This is a genomic window from Hyalangium versicolor, assembly GCF_020103695.1.
GTDB classification, from domain to species: Bacteria; Myxococcota; Myxococcia; order Myxococcales; family Myxococcaceae; genus Hyalangium; species Hyalangium versicolor.
In genome coordinates this window covers 252,331-269,933 of the sequence record NZ_JAHXBF010000005.1, presented here as the reverse complement: position 1 = coordinate 269,933, position 17,603 = coordinate 252,331, and the positions used below count along the sequence as shown (strand labels likewise).

Annotated in this window: 14 protein-coding genes; 4 read left to right on the top strand and 10 right to left on the bottom strand. The window is 67.0% G+C overall.

Annotated elements, in window-relative coordinates:
* The gene (locus KY501_RS12720) at positions 1-2,751 is read right to left on the bottom strand and encodes a TIGR02266 family protein (protein WP_224363158.1); all 2,751 of its coding nucleotides are present in this window, start codon (positions 2,749-2,751) and stop codon (positions 1-3) included.
* A 169-nt stretch (positions 2,752-2,920) separates the two neighbouring features.
* Here KY501_RS12720 and guaB point away from each other — a divergent pair, with 169 nt between their 5' ends.
* Complete coding sequence (gene guaB, locus KY501_RS12715) at positions 2,921-4,378, top strand: IMP dehydrogenase (RefSeq protein WP_224363157.1); 1,458 nt, start codon at positions 2,921-2,923, stop codon at positions 4,376-4,378.
* A 50-nt stretch (positions 4,379-4,428) separates the two neighbouring features.
* On the opposite strand, the gene KY501_RS12710 is transcribed toward guaB, so the two are convergent.
* The gene (locus KY501_RS12710) at positions 4,429-5,046 is read right to left on the bottom strand and encodes a hypothetical protein (protein ID WP_224363155.1); all 618 of its coding nucleotides are present in this window, start codon (positions 5,044-5,046) and stop codon (positions 4,429-4,431) included.
* A 109-nt stretch (positions 5,047-5,155) separates the two neighbouring features.
* Between KY501_RS12710 and guaA the strand changes: the two genes are divergently transcribed.
* Positions 5,156-6,709 carry a glutamine-hydrolyzing GMP synthase gene (gene guaA / locus KY501_RS12705; protein ID WP_309242961.1) on the top strand — a complete coding sequence of 518 codons (1,554 nt, stop codon included), beginning with the start codon at positions 5,156-5,158 and terminating at the stop codon, positions 6,707-6,709.
* Between the two features lie 3 nt (positions 6,710-6,712).
* Here guaA and KY501_RS12700 read toward each other — a convergent pair whose 3' ends face one another.
* Positions 6,713-7,783: an enoyl-CoA hydratase/isomerase family protein gene (locus KY501_RS12700; protein WP_224363152.1), complete on the bottom strand. Its 1,071-nt coding sequence runs from the start codon at positions 7,781-7,783 to the stop codon at positions 6,713-6,715.
* A gap of 262 nt (positions 7,784-8,045) precedes the next feature.
* Between KY501_RS12700 and KY501_RS12695 the strand changes: the two genes are divergently transcribed.
* The gene (locus tag KY501_RS12695) at positions 8,046-8,840 is read left to right on the top strand and encodes an endonuclease/exonuclease/phosphatase family protein (protein ID WP_224363150.1); all 795 of its coding nucleotides are present in this window, start codon (positions 8,046-8,048) and stop codon (positions 8,838-8,840) included.
* A 34-nt stretch (positions 8,841-8,874) separates the two neighbouring features.
* Here the strand turns inward: KY501_RS12695 and KY501_RS12690 are convergent, their stop codons facing one another.
* The 3 genes from KY501_RS12690 to trpS form a co-directional block, all read right to left on the bottom strand.
* Positions 8,875-9,984 (bottom strand): hypothetical protein, encoded by a 1,110-nt coding sequence (locus KY501_RS12690; RefSeq protein ID WP_224363148.1) that lies wholly within the window; start codon positions 9,982-9,984, stop codon positions 8,875-8,877.
* 81 nt (positions 9,985-10,065) lie between these two features.
* Positions 10,066-12,150 carry a S46 family peptidase gene (locus tag KY501_RS12685; RefSeq protein ID WP_224363147.1) on the bottom strand — a complete coding sequence of 695 codons (2,085 nt, stop codon included), beginning with the start codon at positions 12,148-12,150 and terminating at the stop codon, positions 10,066-10,068.
* Between the two features lie 212 nt (positions 12,151-12,362).
* Entirely contained in the window at positions 12,363-13,412 is a 1,050-nt protein-coding gene (gene trpS, locus KY501_RS12680) for a tryptophan--tRNA ligase (RefSeq protein WP_224363145.1), read from the bottom strand.
* Positions 13,413-13,739: 327 nt separating this feature from the next.
* Here trpS and KY501_RS12675 point away from each other — a divergent pair, with 327 nt between their 5' ends.
* Complete coding sequence (locus KY501_RS12675) at positions 13,740-14,297, top strand: hypothetical protein (RefSeq protein WP_224363143.1); 558 nt, start codon at positions 13,740-13,742, stop codon at positions 14,295-14,297.
* Positions 14,298-14,302: 5 nt separating this feature from the next.
* Here the strand turns inward: KY501_RS12675 and KY501_RS12670 are convergent, their stop codons facing one another.
* From KY501_RS12670 to KY501_RS12655, 4 genes are read right to left on the bottom strand one after another with little or no spacing between them, the layout of a single operon-like run.
* Positions 14,303-15,196 (bottom strand): ribonuclease H-like domain-containing protein, encoded by an 894-nt coding sequence (locus tag KY501_RS12670; RefSeq protein ID WP_224363142.1) that lies wholly within the window; start codon positions 15,194-15,196, stop codon positions 14,303-14,305.
* Positions 15,196-15,624: a (deoxy)nucleoside triphosphate pyrophosphohydrolase gene (locus KY501_RS12665; protein ID WP_224363140.1), complete on the bottom strand. Its 429-nt coding sequence runs from the start codon at positions 15,622-15,624 to the stop codon at positions 15,196-15,198. Before KY501_RS12665 ends, KY501_RS12670 begins: the two co-directional genes overlap by 1 nt.
* Positions 15,621-16,775 carry an outer membrane protein assembly factor BamB family protein gene (locus tag KY501_RS12660; protein WP_224363139.1) on the bottom strand — a complete coding sequence of 385 codons (1,155 nt, stop codon included), beginning with the start codon at positions 16,773-16,775 and terminating at the stop codon, positions 15,621-15,623. Before KY501_RS12660 ends, KY501_RS12665 begins: the two co-directional genes overlap by 4 nt.
* Positions 16,772-17,581 (bottom strand): tetratricopeptide repeat protein, encoded by an 810-nt coding sequence (locus KY501_RS12655; RefSeq protein ID WP_224363137.1) that lies wholly within the window; start codon positions 17,579-17,581, stop codon positions 16,772-16,774. Before KY501_RS12655 ends, KY501_RS12660 begins: the two co-directional genes overlap by 4 nt.
* Positions 17,582-17,603 lie beyond the last annotated feature (22 nt).

Sequence of the window (17,603 nt, the reverse complement as noted above, 5' to 3'; positions counted from 1 at the left end):
TCAGCGCCGCCCGAAGAGCCCCTTGAGCCAGCCCACCACCCCCGCCTTCTTCTCGGGTGGGGGAGGGCTCATGTGCGAGCCCTTGTGGGCCCCGGCGCCCGCGGGCGAAGACTCGGCGGGGTGCTCCTGTTCGAGCCGTGCCTTCACGGCCTCGGGCGTGTCCCGGGTACTGAAGGTGCTGGAGATCTCCCGGCCCGTGGAGTTCTCCCTCGCTGTCACCTTCAGCAGCGACTCGCTGTTCACCTCGAAGGTGATCGTCACCTGCACCTCGCCGCGTGGGCGCTTGGGCAGGCCGGTCAGCTTCAGCGTCCCGAGGAACTCGTTCTCCGCCGTCCGATCCGAGTCGCCCTGGAAGATGCTGATCTCGAGATCCGTCTGCTGATCGCGGCTGGTGGACAGCGTGTACGTCTTCGTCGCGGGCAGCGGAGCATTGCGCTCCATGACGTGCTTGAAGCGCCCGCCCGGCAGTCCCACGCCGATGGCCATGGGCAGCACGTCGATGAGGGTGACGCCCTCCTTCTGCCCCAGGCTGTGCGCCAGCAGCGCCGCGCCCAGCGCCACCGCCTCGTCCGGGTGCACGTTCTTGGTGGGCGGCTTGCCGAAGAACTTGGTGATCTTCTCGTGCACCAGCGGGAAGCGGCTCTGGCCTCCCACCAGCACCACCTCCTGGATGTCCTTCGGCGCCAGGCCCTTGGCCTTGAGCACCTCGTCGCAGACCTCCAGGGTGCGATCCACCAGCTTCTCGGTCAGCTCCATGAGCTTCTTGCGCGTGAGCGTGACGTCGATGTCGTACGGCGTGTCGTCGATCATCGTCACGAACGCCACCTGGATGCGCATGTCCAGGCGCTCCGAGAGGGCGCACTTGGCGCGCTCGGCCGCGTCGTGGATGCGCTGCATGGCCACGCGATCGCCCTGGAAGGGCCGGCCGTGCTGCTTCTCGAACTCCTCCAGCAGGTACTCGACGATGGCGTTGTCGAAGTCGATACCGCCCAGGAACGTGTCGCCACCGGTGGAGATCACCTCATAGACGGTGTCGTGCAGCTCCAGCACGGACGCGTCGAAGGTACCGCCGCCCAGATCGTAGACGAGGATCCGCTGGGTCAGCTTGCGCCCGTAGCCGTACGCCAGCGCCGCCGCGGTGGGCTCGTTGAGGATGCGCTCGATGTAGAGCCCGGCCAGCTGTCCGGCCTCTCGCACCGCCTGGCGCTGGTTGTCGTTGTAGTACGCGGGCACGGTGATCACCGCCCGCGACACGGGCTGGCCCAGCTGGTTCTGGGCGACTTCGCGCACTTCCCGGAGGATCAACGCGGAGATCTGCTGCAGCGAGAAGATGCGGTTGCCCAGGCGCACCGCCGCCTCGCCGTTCTCTCCCTCGGCGACCTCGTAGTGGAAGCGCTCCTTGATGTGCTGGACGATGGGCGAGTTGTACGCACGGCCTACCAGCCGCTTGGCGCCGTACACCGTCTGCCGAGGGTTGGTGAGCATCTGCCCCTTGGCCGGGTGCCCGATGATCATCTTCCCGCGCACGTTGACGGCCAGGATCGAGGGCACGGTGTTGTGGCCCTCGCGGCTGCGCAGCACCTCGGGCTTGCCGTTGCGCACGAAGCCGGCGCACGAGTTCGTCGTGCCCAGATCGATGCCAATGATCGGTCCCTCGCGCTTGGGCTCCTCCTTGGGAGGCTCGAACGCAGGCGCGGTGGGGGTGGCGCTCGCATTGGCCGAGACAACAGGCGTGTGGCTACCGCTCGGGCGGTTCGGAGTCGCTTGAGCCGAGACGACGGGCGTGTGGCTGCCGCTCGGGCGGTTCGGAGGTGCTTGGGCCGAGACGACGGGCGCGTGGCTGCCGCTCGGGCGGTTCGGAGGCGCAGGAGGCGCGGGTGGAGGAACGGGAGCGGCAGCCGCAGGGGGCGCGGGCGGAGCAGGAGGCTCAGGCGGAGCAGGAGGCTCGGAGGAGGCCTCAGCCGCCTGCTCGTCCGCCATGGGCTCGGCGATGATCTCAGGCTCGTCGGGAGACAGCACCTCCTCGGAGTCGGACGGCGCAGGCGGAGGGGGAGGAGCCACCGGAGTTGGGGACGCCGATTGCGCCGGGGCCTCAGCCACCGGAACAGGAGTCGCCGGTGGAGCCGGAGGAGGAACCGGGGGCGCTGATGGCGTCGGGGCCTCGGCTACCGGAACTGGGGTCGCTGGTGGAGCCGGGGGTGGAGTCCTCGGGGAGGGAACCGGCGGAGGCGTCGCCGCCGGAGCCGCCTGTGGCCGCTGGACCGCCGCCAGCGGAACGGGCGTCGCGGGGCTGACGACGATGGGCCGTTGCGGAACCGGAGGCGCGGGCGGGGCCGGAGCGGGCGTCGGCTGAGCCTCGGTAGCCAGAGGTGGGATGGAGTAGTCAGGCTCTCCCACCCCATGGGGAACCGGGGGCGTTGTCGCCTGCCCGTGGGGCAGGGCGGCGACCGAAGTCTCCAGGAAGCGCTTCGTCTCCGGATCGAGCGTCAGGAAGCGCAGCCCCATGCCGGAGACGCCCTGGCCCTGTTGCCCGGTGACGAAGTGCACCACGGCGGACGCATAGATGATGCGTGCCCCGGTGGAGAGCTTCAGATCCAGGGTGACCTGGGTCCCCGGCGGTTTCACCGTCTTCGAGCGCAGGTAGATGCCGCCCCGCGTGACGTTGGCGCCATACTTCGCGAGGAACTCTTCCGGGGTAGCGAAGGGCAGCTTGACCGCAAGCCCGATCGGCCCCTGATTGGATTCCGTCAAAGCCTCATCCCGAACGAGAGGGTAGGGGAGAGTATCGCCTGAACCCACGGGGAACGGGCATCAAAACAGCCGACAGGAAGGCACTCGGGACCGTTGCGAGCGTGTCCCCAGGCGCGTATGGAAGCGCACCCGCCGGGCGATGATGCCCCGCGTCGCTCCCGGAGCCCTCATGCTGAACCCCGATGTCCGGCTCGCGCTCACCTTCGATGACGTCCTCCTGCTGCCCGCCGAGAGCGCCGTCATCCCCCGGGATGTCGAGCTCTCCACGCGATTGACCCGCCACCTGCGCCTGAACATGCCGCTGCTGTCGGCGGCCATGGACACGGTGACAGAGGCCCGCACGGCCATCGCGATGGCGCAGGAGGGCGGCATTGGCGTCATCCACAAGAACATGACCCCCGAGCAGCAGGCGCTCGAGGTTCTCAAGGTCAAGAAGTTCGAGAGCGGCATGGTGGTGGACCCGGTGACCATCGAGCCCGAGGCCCCGCTGGCGCGCGCCATCGAGCTGATGCGCCACCACGGCGTGTCCGGCATCCCCGTCGTCAAGGGCCGGAAGCTGGTGGGCATCGTCACCAGCCGGGATGTGCGCTTCGAGACGAATCTGTCACAGAAGGTGGAGCAGGTGATGACGCGCAAGCTCATCACCGGGCGCGAGGGCATCGCCCAGGCCGAGGCCCAGCAGCTCCTCCACCAGCACCGCATCGAGAAGCTCCTCATCGTCAACGAGGAGTTCGAGCTCAAGGGGCTCATCACCATCAAGGACATCGAGAAGCGGCGCACGCACCCCAACGCGGCCAAGGATGCCAAGGGTCGCCTGCTCTGTGCCGCCGCTGTGGGCGTGTCCCCGGACCGTGAGGCCCGCATCGACGCGCTGGTGAAGGCCGGCGTGGACGTGATCGTGGTGGACACGGCGCACGGGCACTCCAAGGGCGTGATCGACGGGGTGCGCGACACGCGCAAGAATTTCAAGGGCTTCGAGCTGATCGCCGGCAACGTGGCCACCGCCGAGGGCACCCGGGCGCTGATCGAGGCGGGCGTGGATGCCGTGAAGGTGGGCATCGGGCCGGGCTCCATCTGCACCACGCGCGTGGTGGCCGGCGTGGGCGTACCGCAGATCACCGCGGTGGATGACTGCGCCCGCGAGGCGGACAAGTACGACGTCCCCATCATCTCGGACGGCGGCATCAAGTACTCGGGCGACATCGTCAAGGCGATCGCCGCGGGAGCCAGCTCGGTGATGATCGGCTCGCTCTTCGCGGGCACCGAGGAGGCGCCCGGCGACGTCATCCTGTACCAGGGCCGCAGCTACAAGAGCTACCGGGGGATGGGCTCGCTGGGCGCGATGAAGCAGGGCGCCAAGGACCGCTACTTCCAGTCGGACGTGGACGCGGTGAAGCTGGTGCCCGAGGGCATCGAGGGTCGCGTGCCGTACAAGGGCACCCTGGCGATGAACATCCACCAGATGCTGGGCGGCATCCGCAGCGGCATGGGCTACGTGGGCTGCGCCACCATCGAGGAGCTGCGCCGCAAGGCCCAGTTCGTGCGCATCACCTCGGCGGGGCTCAAGGAGAGCCACGTGCACGACGTCATCATCACCGAGGAAGCGCCCAACTACCGGGTGGAGTAGGGCGCCAGGGAGAGGGTCCGGGGAAGCTCACCGGGCCCTCGGCCGGCAGGCTACTTGTTGCGGCGCTTGCCGCCGCTGGGAGAGGACTCCTCGGCGGCAGGAGTCGAGGGAGCCACCTTCTTCTCCGCATTGGCCACGCGGTTGAGCAGCGCGTCCTTGTCATCCGGGGCCAGCGTCTCGATGGCCTGCCGCAGGGCGTTGAAGTCCAGGCGGGCGATGGTGACGGTGTTGCCGCCCTTGATCTCCTGGACGGTGGGGACGTCCACCAGCTCACGCATGTAGGTCTCGAACTCCACCCGGACGTCGGCGGTCTGCTGGATGCAGACCTCCTTGGCATTGACGATGGTGTTGGCACCCTCGCGGTACTGCAGGTCCGGGTTGCGCGTCATCGCCTCCTCGAAGGTCTGCGTGCGCTTGCGCAGCGAGTCGTAGAGGGCAATGTAGTCCATGAGCCGGTCCGTCTCGGGGCGGTTCACGTTGCGCGCCTTGTTCAGCTCCTCGGCGGTGTTCTCGCAGGAGACCTTCTCGAGCTCGCCGGCATTGGGCGTGTCCTTGACCGACAGATTGGACGTCTCGCGGTCGAGCCGCTCATCCGAGGTGATTTCCCGGGCCACACAGCCAGAGACGGACAGGAAGAAGACGGTGGCGGCGGCGGACAGGCGATGCATCCAGGACCTCGACAGGAGCGGAACTGACAGGTGGGGTTTTAGCGATTGATCTCGGAAAGTTTGTAGCGGTATGGGCCTGCCTCCGTCAACGACGCCCGGGGAGAACCTCGTGGATATCCATGCAGAGAAGATCCTGATCCTCGACTTCGGAAGCCAGTACACGCAGCTCATCGCCCGGCGTGTGCGAGAGCTCGGTGTGTACTGCGAGATCCATCGCCCGGATCTCCCCGAGGAGCAGATTCGCCGCTTCGCGCCCAGGGGCATCATCCTGTCGGGAGGCCCCGCCTCGGTGGAGGACGAGGGATCACCGCGCTGCGATCCGTATGTCTTCCAAGCAGGCGTGCCGGTGCTCGGCATCTGCTACGGGCTCCAACTGCTGGCCAAGCTGCTGGGAGGCCGAGTGGACCGGTCGGCCCACCGGGAGTACGGCCCCGCCGAGGTGGAGGTGCTGTCGGCGCGCGGGCCGCTGCTGGAGTTCACACCGGGAGACAAGGTGAAGGTGTGGATGAGCCACGGGGATCGGGTGGACGCTCTGCCGCCGGACTTCGAGGCCATTGGCCGCAGCGGGAACTCACCCTTCGCGGCGGCGGCACACAAGTCCAAGCCGGTGTACGGGCTGCAGTTCCACCCCGAGGTGGTGCACACCGCGCAGGGCAAGCAGATGCTGCGGGCCTTCGTGTTCGGCGACTGCAAGGTAAGCGGCTCGTGGACGATGAAGGGGTTCATCCAGGAGGCCGAGACCGCCATCCGCCAGCAGGTGGGCGAGCAGGGCCGTGTCATCTGCGCGCTGTCGGGCGGCGTGGACAGCTCGGTGGCGGCGCTGCTTCTGCACCGGGCGATCGGACCTCGGCTGCAGTGCATCTTCGTGGACAACGGGCTGCTGCGGCAGGGCGAGCGGGCCCAGGTCGAGGCGCTCTTCGTGGATCGCTTCCACGTGCCGCTGCGGACGGTGGATGCGCGGGCACGCTTCCTGGAGAAGCTGGCCGGCGTCACGGATCCGGAGAAGAAGCGGAAGATCATCGGCCGCGAGTTCATCGCGGTGTTCGAGGAGGCGGCGCGCGAGGTGCAGGACGCGGAGTTCCTGGCGCAGGGCACGCTGTACCCGGACGTGATCGAGTCCGTCTCGTACAAGGGCCCGTCGGTCACCATCAAGAGCCACCACAACGTGGGCGGCCTGCCCGAGCAGATGAAGCTCAAGCTGGTGGAGCCGCTGCGCGAGCTGTTCAAGGACGAGGTGCGCGCGCTGGGCCGCGAGCTGGGCCTGCCGGACGAGATGGTGAGCCGGCAGCCGTTCCCGGGGCCGGGCCTGGCCATCCGTGTGCTGGGCGAGATAACGGAGAAGCGGCTCGAGCTGGTGCGCCGGGCGGATGCGATCGTGCAGGAGGAGATCCGCCAGGCGGGGCTCTATACGGAGGTCTGGCAGGCCTTCGCGGTGCTGCTGCCGGTGCAGAGCGTGGGCGTGATGGGAGACGAGCGCACGTATGAATCGACGTGCGTCCTCCGGGCCGTGACGAGCGTGGACGGGATGACGGCGGACTGGGCGCGGCTGCCGTTCGACGTGCTCGGCCGCATCTCCACGCGCATCACCAACGAGGTACGCGGCATCAACCGTGTGGCCTACGACATCTCCTCGAAGCCTCCCGCCACCATCGAGTGGGAGTAGGGCTCAGGGCTTCCACTCCGCTCCTGTGAGCGGAGCGAAGAAGGCCTCCACGTCCTCGTCGCGGACCTCGGCCAGGGTGGCGGGGTTCCAGCGAGGGCGCTGATCCTTGTCCAGGAGCACGGCCCGGATGCCTTCCCGGAAGTCCGGGTGCGCTGTGACGGACTGGCTCAGCCGGAACTCGATCGGGACGATCTGCTCATAAGGAAGGGAGCGGCACTTCCGGAGCTGGCGCAGCGTCACCTTGAGGCTGGTGGGGGACATGCGTCCCAGCGTGGCCCGGGTCGACTCGGCCCACTCCGTGCTCTCGGCCGCGAGCGCGGCGAGGATGTTCTCTACCCGGTCCGCCGCGAAGCAGCGATCGATGGTCTCCTGGTGAGCCTTTAGCGGTGCGGAGCCTGCGTCCGTGGCGAAGGAGGAGAGGACCCGGTCCGCCACGTCCCGAGGTGCACCCATGCCCCAGTCCGCTTCCGTCAGCGCCTGCACGAGTGCATCGAGCCGGGAGTGCTCCACGTGATGCGTGCCATAGCCCAGCCAGAGAGCGTCCGCGGCCGTGGCACGGGCACCCGTGAGGGCCAGATAGGTCCCCACCTCGCCAGGGAATCTTGGGAGGAACCAGCCCCCGCCCACATCCGGGAAGAGGCCGATGCCCGTTTCCGGCATGGCGAACATGAGGCGCTCGGTGACGACGCGGTGTGAGCCGTGAACGGAGAGCCCAAGCCCACCGCCCATGCTGATGCCATCTACAAGCGCGATGTAGGGCTTCGGGTAGTGGTGGATCAGGAAGTTGAGGCCGTACTCCTCATAGAAGTAGGCGCGGGGCAGGGGCTCCTCACCGGCGGCCGGGGGCTTGCCCAGCGAGAGCGCCACCGCGCGCACGTCTCCTCCCGAGCAGAAGGCCTTTCCGCCCGAGCCTCGAATCACCACGGCCTTCACCTCGGGGGTTCGGGCCCAGGCATCCAGCTGCGGACGGATGGCGCGAATCATCTCCAGGCTGAGGGCGTTGAGCGCCTTGGGGCGATCGAGCGTCACCACTCCCAGCGGACCGCGCGTCTCCAGTTGCACGTCTTGGCTCATGCGGGGTGTGTACCTGATTTTGGAGAAATCGTGCGTGTCAGGGCTCGGCGCCGGAAAGGCCCTACAAGCACTCATGTTGGTTCGAATCCAACCCCGGCTTTGCCGGGTGGCCTAATGGTAGGGCACTCGACTCTCAATCGAGCAGCACTCAGTGGCTTCTCCACTCGGGCGCTTCACTTCCTCCCTTCCTTCCCTCGATGCTGACTCCGGAATTCGTGCACGCGCCCCGCCAATGGCGGTAAGCAGGTGCCAGGAGGCAGCCGTGACCCTGAAGGTGATGACGTTCAACGTGCTCTTTGGAGGCCAGGAGCGGTTCGACGCCATCCTCGCGCTGCTGGCCCGAGTGCGGCCGGACGTGCTCGTCCTGCAGGAGTGCCTCTGGTGGGAGACGGGCGACCGCTTGAACCAGGTCGCCGCCGCCCTGGGGCTGCCAGCCGATGCCTCTCATATCCACCTGGGGACCTCGCGTCCGCGCGGGAGCGGTCGGCGCTACCACGTGGCGCTCGCCAGCCGCCGGCCCTTGCGTTCGGTGCAGATCCACAACGACCCGAGACAGATCGGCCACTGCCTGGTCCAGTGCCAGTTCGATGCGGGCGATCCGGTGACGCTGTTCGGTACGCACTACGACGCCCATAACGAGGACGCACGTCTCGTCGAGGCCCGCTACCTGTGCGATCTCCTCGACCCGATCACCTTTCGCGAGGGCCTGTACCTGCTGGCCGGGGATCTCAACTCCCTGTCCCGGAAGGATCCCTATCCCGCGAACCTCGCGGAGCTCCTGCTGCAGGCGGAGACGAACAAGTACGGCCATCCTCCGCGCTTCTCGGTGCTGGATACGCTGGAGTCCTTTGGCTGGCTCGACACGCTCTACCACCGGCAGCAGCCGACCGAGTGGGTGACGGCGCGGCGCCAGAACAACGGTGTGGTGATCGATTACCGCACGGACTACGTCCTCGCCTCACCGCGGATGGCCGAGCGGCTCGTCAGCGCCGAAGTGGTGAACGTGGGCGAGGCCTCCGATCACCACGCCGTCATCGCGACCTTCCGTGAGGGCTGAACTCAGACATCCTTTCCCTCCTGGCGCGAGCGCCTTACTGCTGCGGCGCCTGAGCGTCGACCAAGATGCGATGCCGGTACAGCTCCACCAGGATGTCCTCGTGCAGATCGGCCTGCTTCTCGTCCCGGAGCCGCTGGCGCACCTCTTCCACGGGAGCCCTGCCGTTGAACTCCACCAACAGGGCGTAGGCTTCTCCCGGGAGCGCCACCGCGTCGTACTCGCTGTAGGACGCCAGGGCGATGCTCCCGTCCGGCAGCCACTGGATGGTGGTGCTCGGGTTGAGCTTGAGCATCTTCGGGAGCTTCGGTGCGACAGCCTTCTCATGGAGCCGCTTGAGCATGGACAGCTCGACGATTCCATCCAGCCCCAGCAGGTTCTCGAACTCCTCGGAGGACAGGGCGCGGACGCTCTCGAAGCAGCGCCGGTAGAACTCCTCCTCCTGGCCCACCCAGGGGTTCCAGAGCTCGGCATATTCCTTCTCGGGCAGCGGCTTTTCGTCGAGGTCCTCGATCGTCAGCGGCCCGGTGGCGACATCCGCCTTGTCTTTACCCAGGAGCACGTAGTCCGGCAGAAGTTGGAGCAGGGCGTAGCGCGACAGCTGGATCTCCGACAGGGTGAGCCACGTCTTCAGCGTCATCCAGAACTTCCGGCCATCGGCGCCCGCCACGTACTTGCAGAAGTACGTCGAGCACACCGCCTCGCGGTAGCGCCAGATGGTGCACAGGCCCCCGTTGGACTCGTAGTAGGGGCACTTGAGCGCCTGCGCCCGGCCGAACGCCTGCCGCGCGTTCGTATAAAGGAGGTTGTAGCGGGTGGGCGCCTTGATCCACTGGGGGTTCACGCTGACGCCGCGAGCGATCTTCTCCTGGATGCGCCGGCGGCCCTCGGCCATGGCGGGATCCGTGTCCGAGAGGATCGCGCCCACCAGGTAGTTCGGCAGGCGAGGGTGGTAGGTGCAGCACTTGGTATCCGGGCGGAAGAACCGGCTCACCCCATCCACGGACTCGATGCGGACCGGGTTGGCGGCCTCGCACATGGCGCACGAGGAGCACGTGGCCTTGGTCTCGACGGGGATCGGATCCTGGAAGAAGGAGGGGAAGAGGCTCCGGTACAGCTCCGGCAGGCTGTCGAGGATCGAAGGCATTCAGCCCATCCTATAAAGAGAAGAGGCTGCCTGGGGGACCCCAGACAGCCTCCGGACTTCAAGGGGTTACGTCGAGGTGGCTCACCCCGCCGGCTTGGTCTTCACCGGGGTCGGCTTCGAGGGGCGCAGCTCCTCGATCACGCGGGTGGCGCCGTACACCTTCTGCAGCGCCTCGATGATGGCGTCGCTGTGGACACCGACGGTGCGGTTGACGCTCTCGTCGAAGCCGTACTCCCCGCCGAGCGACTGGATGTTACCGTCGAACACCAGGCCGACGATCTCGGCATTCTTGTTGATCATCGGCGAGCCGGAGTTGCCGCCGATGATGTCGTTGCTGGTGACGAAGTTCATGGGGGTGGAGGGCTTGAGCTTGCTCTTGGCGTCCAGCCAGCTCTGCGGAAGCTTGAACGGATCCTCGCCCGTGTGGCGGTCGAAGGTGCCGGACATGACGGTGATGGGGTTCACCTTCTTGCCGTCCTGCATGTAGCCCTCGACGGAGCCGTAGGAGACGCGCGGGCTGAAGGTGGCGTCCGGGTAGACGTTGGTGCCGTAGATCTCGAACTTCGCCTTGGCCACCAGCTCGCTGTTCTTCTTGATGACCGACTCGATGTTCTCCTCGTAGTTCTTGCGCACGGCGCGCGCGTCCGGGTCCACCAGCGCGGCCAGCTTGATCATCGGATCCTGCGAGGCGGTAATGGCCTTCTTGCCACCCTTGAACAGCTCCTCACGGACCTTGGGATCGCGCAGTTGGGTGCCGTTGACCAGGCGGGCCGCCATCGTCGCGGGAGACTCCTTGCCGAGCACCTTCTTCACGAACGGGTGATCGGGGCCCAGGTCCTCGCGCAGCTTGGTGAGGGTGAACTCCAGCCGGGCAATCTCGACCTCCGGGTAGATGGGAGCGGGGCTGAACAACTGGGCCTTGAAGGCCGGCAGGCCGGCGTCGGTGAACTCGCGCAGGCGCTGGCCGTTCTCCTTGGGCAGCTCGTCCGCGGCGCGCACGAGCGCCTTGGCGATCTGGTACAGGCTCGAGCCGAAGCCCTGGCCCTGCTCGATGTAGACCAGCTCATCGCGGATGTTCTTGAGCTGCTCCTCGGCCTTGGCGATCTCGTCCCAGGCCGCGCCGTACTTCTTCTTCAGCTCCGGATCGGAGTCGACCTTCTGGCGCAGTGCCTGCTCGGCGGCGACCTTGGAGGCGAAGAACTTCTTGTCGACGAGGGCCGCCTCGCGACCCTTCATGGCCTTGATGCCGTTCTCCACGCCGAACTTCATGTTGTTCGAGATGCGCTGCTGCTCGGGTCCGCGCTTCTGGAACTCGTTGATCATGCCGCGGAACTCGGACATGGAGATGAGCGCCTTGGGCATCGCCACATCGCGCTGGTACTCCAGCTCCGCCACGGTCAGCCCGCGCGAGGTACGGCCCGGGTTGCCGGAAACGAAGGTGAGCTCGCCATCCTTGGCGCCGGCCTTGGACCAGGAGAAGTAGTTCTCCGTGGGGGCGGGCTTGCCGTCCTGGTAGATGCGCAGGAACGAGACGTCCAGATCGTAGCGGGGGAACTCGAAGTTGTCCGGGTCGCCGCCGAAGAAGGCGATGGCGTGCTCCGGGGCGAACACCAGGCGCACGTCCTGGAAGCGGCGGTACTTGTAGAGGTTGTACTTGCCGCCCTGGTACAGCGTCACGACGTCACAGCGGACCTGATCGCTGGTGGCGCACTCCTTCTCGATCTTCGACATCTCCGCCTTGAGGGTGTCGGAGTACTGCTTGCCGGTCAGCCCCTGGGTGCTCTTGTTGAGCCGGTCGGTGACGTCGGTGATCTCGGTGAGCTGGTTGATCTCCATGGCCGGGCACTGAACCTCTTCGGCCTCGGTCTTGGCGTAGAAGCCGTTGGCGATGAAGTCCTTCTGGGCGTTGGAGAGCTGCTCGATGCAGCCGCGGGCGCAGTGATGGTTGGTCATCACCAGGCCGTTGGGGGAGACGAAGCTGGCCGAGCAGCCGCCGGCGAGCCGTGCGGACGACAGGCGCACCTTGTCGAGCCACTGCTGCGAGGGCTCGAAGCCATACTTTTCCTTCACCTTGGCGGAGGGGAAGTTGTTGTACGTCCACATGCCTTCATCCGCGAGCGCGGGGAGCGCGCCCACGAGGGCGGCAACGACGACCAGACGCTTCATGAAAGGTTCCTTTCCGGGGAGCCGGGTGCGCGCGTTCTGCGGGAAGCCCAGTCCACGGTCAAGCGGGGAAAATCCCAGGCCCCTGAACGAGCGGGCGGGCGTTTGATTTCCGAGACCTGCGACTTCCCAAACCGCGATCCGACCTGCGGAATTCGGTAGCCGGGACATGACGCGGTGAGACAGGGACTGACGGTGAGGCTCTCTCCCTGGAACTACGGCCAGTAGTCCAGGTGCATGGCCTTGCGGACCGAGGCGAGCGTGCTGGCGGTGGTTTCGCGGGCGCGATCGGTGCCTTCCTTGAGCAGGCGCATCACCCCGGCCGGGTCCTTGGCGTAGTCCTCGCGGCGCTTTCGGATGGGGCTCAGGAAGGACTCGAGCACCTCGGCCAGGCGCTTCTTGACCACGGAGTCGCCCAGGCCGCCGCGCCGGTAGTGATCCTTGAGGCCCTGGACCTTCTCGACGTCCGGATCGAAGGCATCCAGGTAGGTGAAGACGGGGTTGCCCTCGACGGTGCCGGGATCCTCCACGCGCAGGTGCTTGGGGTCCGTGAACATGCCCTTGATCTTCTTGGCCACGACGTCCGCTGGATCCGAGAGGTAGATGGCGTTGCCCAGGGATTTGCCCATCTTGGCCTGGCCGTCGGTGCCGGGCAGCCGGGCGATTTGAGGGATGAGGGCCTCGGGCTCGACGAGGACGTCCTGACCGTAGGTGCGGTTGAAGCTGCGGACGATCTCGACGGTCTGCTCGATCATCGGCTTCTGATCCTCGCCGACGGGGACCAGGTGGGCCTTGAACGCGGTGATGTCGGCCGCCTGGCTGACGGGATAGCAGAGGAAACCGGCGGGGACCTGGGCCTCGAGTTCGCGGAGTTCTTCCTCGGGGGTGTCCGCGGGGGCGCGCAGGATGCGGCGGTATTCCTCCTTGACCGTGGGGTTGCGCTGGAGCCGAGCCACGGTGACGAGGTTCAGGTAGTACATCATGAGCTCGGCGAGCTCGGGCAGCATGGACTGGAGGCAGATGGTGACGACCTTCGGCTCGAGCCCGATGGCCAGGTAGTCCATGACGACTTCGGCGACGTTCTGGCGGACCTTGGCCGGGTTGTCGGCGTTATCGGTCAGCGCCTGCATGTCCGCCACGAGGACGAAGGTGCGGTACTGGTGCTGGAGCTGGACGCGGTTCTTCAGCGAGCCGACGTAATGCCCGAGATGGAGCGGACCGGTAGGGCGGTCGCCAGTGAGAATCGTCTTGATGGGCGCCTCCAAGCTGCAAGGGACCTGAGCGTTTAGCGACCTCGAATCGGGCCGTCAATTTGGATGAGCGCGGCGGTGCGGAACGGGCTCGAAATCGACGGGGACGGGACAGGGGAATCGACCTGGGGGTGGGTCCGGGAACAAGCCGGGGGCTGGCCTGGGGGCCTCGAAAACCGGCGCCTAGTTAGTTTACATAACGCATCTTATCGGACTCAACGCCAGAGCGCGCTAGAGGGGAAACCGGGCCGCCAGGCCCCCGGTTCTCCCTCCAACGGCTGGCCTCCCGCGCCCGTCTTCGTGCTTTTCGGTTCCCTCCGTGGGACGTACCGTGTCCGGCCTATGCGTTTCTCCCGCCGTGGCCTCCTCGCACTCTTCGCGTCCATCTCCCTGGCCGGATGCCCGAGCAAACAGTCCGCCACCCCCACGGATGGCGGCGCCGTCGAAGCTCCCCCAGATGCCAGCGCCACGGCTCCCGCGACGCCTCCCGCCTCCTTCGTGGTCCGCTACCAGGTCGGCGACGGTGGCATGGAACCCATCGCCCTGGCGCTCGATGAGCAGCCCTCCATCGAGTCCACGTCCCTGATCGAAATCCGCAGCTCCATCGGCCTGCGCAACTATCGGATCCGGCTCTTCGACGAAGTCGAACGCGCCATGATCTCGGACGACTCCGCCGACGAAACCCCCGACGGTGTCATCTACCGGATCTCCCTACCGACCCCCCTCAAATCCGGCCACAAGTACGCCGTGGTCATCGACGCCCAGACCGGAGCCACCATCACCGATACGCTCGGCCGCGAAATCCAGGACCTCCGCTTCGAGTTCCAGATCGCCGGCGAAAAGGAAAAAGACGCCCCGGCCCCGACGCCCAAGAAGAACGACAAGAAAAAGCGTCGGTAACGCCCTCAGAGCTCGCGCAGATCCCGGTCCTGGCTCCGCACTCGCGCCAGGGTCTGCATGTCCCGCTCCGTGGGCCCCAGCTCCAGGATGATCTTGCTCACGTCGTACAGGACCTCGCCGCGGTCGAATACCGGCAGCCGCGGCACATCCTGGTTCAGCTCGTCCGCGCCCTTGTTGTACGTCACATCCATCAGCGTCCGGAGCTGGAACGAGTCATAAAGGTTGTACTCCACCAGGAACCGCAGCGCTTCCAGGTCCGCCCGAGCCTTGTACGCCCGCCACAGCAGCACCGCGTCCCAGCCGTTCACGCCCCTCATGTGCGGCGGCCGCCCCAAGCCCAGGCTGTCCTCGATCTCCTTCAGCCCACCGCCCATCCCCAGCCGCTTCGTCACGAACCGCAGATCGATATGCGCATCCGGCGTCGGGAACCGCTTCGCGCCAAAGTAATCGCGCAGCACCGGTGCATCGAAGCACGTGCCATTGAAGGACACCCACAGCCGCCGTGCCGCCATCGCCTCCGGCAGTTCATCCATGTTCCGGTCCAGCAGGAACACGTGCAGCCCCGTGCTGTCGAACAGGCTCACCACCGTGGGAAACTGCTGTTCCTTCCCATCCGTCTCGATGTCGAAGAACAGCGCGTCCTGGGCGAAGTCCGGGTACAGCCGCCAGTGCTCCCGGGACGGAATCACCTGCGCCAGCGCCTTCAAATCCCTGCGCTCGAACGCCTCGCGGGCCTTGGCGATGTGCTCGCGGGCCACGTCATCCATCTTCCGCGTCATCGCCGGAGCGCCGGTACCCGCCGCCGGAAAGTCATCCCAGGTCTTGATGCCCTGCGCCCAGAGATCCTTCTCCCGGAACGGCCCCACGCCCGGAATGTGCTGGAACGTCCGCTGCAACATCACCGCGGCAGCTCCATCCTTCCGGCCACCAGGTCATCCAGCAGCGGTATGTCCGCCTCGCAGAAAGGCAGCGCCGTCATCTCCGCCGGATTCAGGAACCGCAGCGCATGGGCTCCCAGTGGCTTCGGTTCACCCGACACCAGCCGAGCCCAGTACAGCACCAGCTCCACCGTGAGATCCGGGTACGTGTGCCGGCCTTCCCAGAGCCGCCGGCCGACCTCGAGCTCCACGTCCAACTCCTCGCGGCACTCGCGAGCCAGCGCGGCTTCATCCGTCTCTCCGGCCTCTACCTTGCCGCCGGGGAACTCCCAGAGCAACGCCCGGCTCCCACCTGGAAGCCGCTGCTGCACCAGGAACCGGGAACCCTCGCCAGGCTCCGGAATCAACGCCGCCACCACCCGGACGGTCCTGCGCCCACCACCCGTCAACCGCCGCTCCCTTGCAGCCGCAGCGCGTACAGGTAGCCGTTGTTGGACAGCACGTAGGCAGTCGAACCCTGGATATGAGGCGAAGCGCTCACGCCATCCCCGGGGTTCCACGCCAGCCGGGACTGGCCCGTCTTGGGATCCACGAACAGCAGCGCGCGCTGGTTGGGCACAATCAACACCCCGCGAGCCATCACCGGCATCTGCCCTGCCCGCTCGCCCAGGCTGTGCGACCACAGGAGCTTGCCCGTATCGCTCAGGTAGGCATCCACCCGGCCATTTCCGGTGGCGAAGAGGATCTGCCCTCGCATCAGCAGCGAGGTGATCCCCGCCACCGTGGAGCTCCACTCCATATCCCCGGTTTCAGCGTTCAGGGCGTACAGCCCACCCTGATACGAGGCCACATAGAGCCGGCCCGCGTCATCCACCACGGGCTGCGTGTCGACATCCAGGTACTCGGTGGCGCCGCCGGCCAGGGACTTCTCCCACTTCGAGGTGCCTCCCTTGGCGTCCAGCGCCACCAGGTACCCGTCCGAGAATCCCAGGTACACCGTGTCGCCCTTCACCAGGGGCGTCGACACACCGTGGATGGTGAACCCGCTGGGCGGATCCCTCCGGTACTGCCAGGCCCACTTGCCCGTCTCCGTATCCACCGCGAAGAGCGTGTCGGCCTCGGAGACCACCAGCACGAGCGAGCCAGCCATCACCGGCGTCGTCGCCAGGGACTCACCCGCCTCGTACTTCCACTTGATCGCGCCCGAGCGCGCATCCAGTGCGTACAACGTCCCGTCACCGCCCGGAACGTAGGCGACGCCCTCATTCACCGTGGCGCCAGCCGCGAAACGATTGGGCGTCTTGAGCGACCACTCCACCGTGCCGCCCGGAGCCACGCCCCGGATGACTCCATCCCGCGTGAGCGCGATGACGCGCCCGGAGTCCGGATCCACCGCCGGAGTGGCGAACTCGCGCGGGGAGTACTCCCAACTGGTCGGCGCGACGAGCGGCGTCCACCAGTCCACCTCGAAGAAGCTGGAGGGAGGCTGCTGGCGCTCGGAGCTGACCGGATTGCCGTGGATCGGCACGGAGCTGCACGCACCCAGCAGCCCCACGGCCCCTACCCCCGCCACCCACCGCTTCCACGAACGCCGAGTCATGCCCCTCCGTCCTTGGGAGCGGCGGCCGGCTGCGGAGCCTCGGGGATCTTCACCCCATCGGCCGCCAGCAGCGCCGTGCGCTCCGTGGCCAGCCGCGCCGCCGCGCTGCCCGAGTGCTCGACCGGGATCTTCACCAGGATGGCCGCCGCATCGTCCTTCTTCCCCTGGAGCACGAGAATACGGGCGTGGTGGTACTGGCCCATGCCCTCCAGGTAACCGGCGGCATCCACCTTGGACATCTCGTCGAAGGTGGCCACCGCCTGGTCGTACTTCTGCTGGGCCTCGTAGGCGTAGCCCTGGCCCTCGAGCGCCGCGGCGCGCATCGGATCGTTCTGCGCGGCGTCCTTGAGGAACTCGGAGAAGGCGGCCACCGCGCCGTCATTGTTGCCCAGTCGATACTCGGCCTTGCCCAGCGCCAGGGCGGCCGTCGTGGCCGACCGGGTGCCCTTGTGCGCGGCGCGGAAGTCCGTGAGGGCCTTCACCAGCGCCTGGTCCTGCTCCTGGGCGGACTTGAAGGGAGGCTCGGAGCCATCCTGCGGCGTGAGGTTGGCGCCCTCGGGCATGGCAACCACCGGGCGATCGAGGATCTCCAGCGCCTGTCCCAGCTCCTTGGCGGCCGAGGACTCTCCCCGGTGGGAGAAGTAGCTGATGAGCGCCACTGCCAGGCCTCCCACCAGCACCACGGCCACGGCAAGGACAACGAGCGTCTGGCGCTCAATCAACCAGTCGCGAGCCTCCGCGCCCACGCGCTGAAAGGCGTCAGGCTGCTTGAGCTCTCGCTGAGTGATCTTCTCGGAATTGGCCACGTCGCTGGACCTCTTCTTCTCT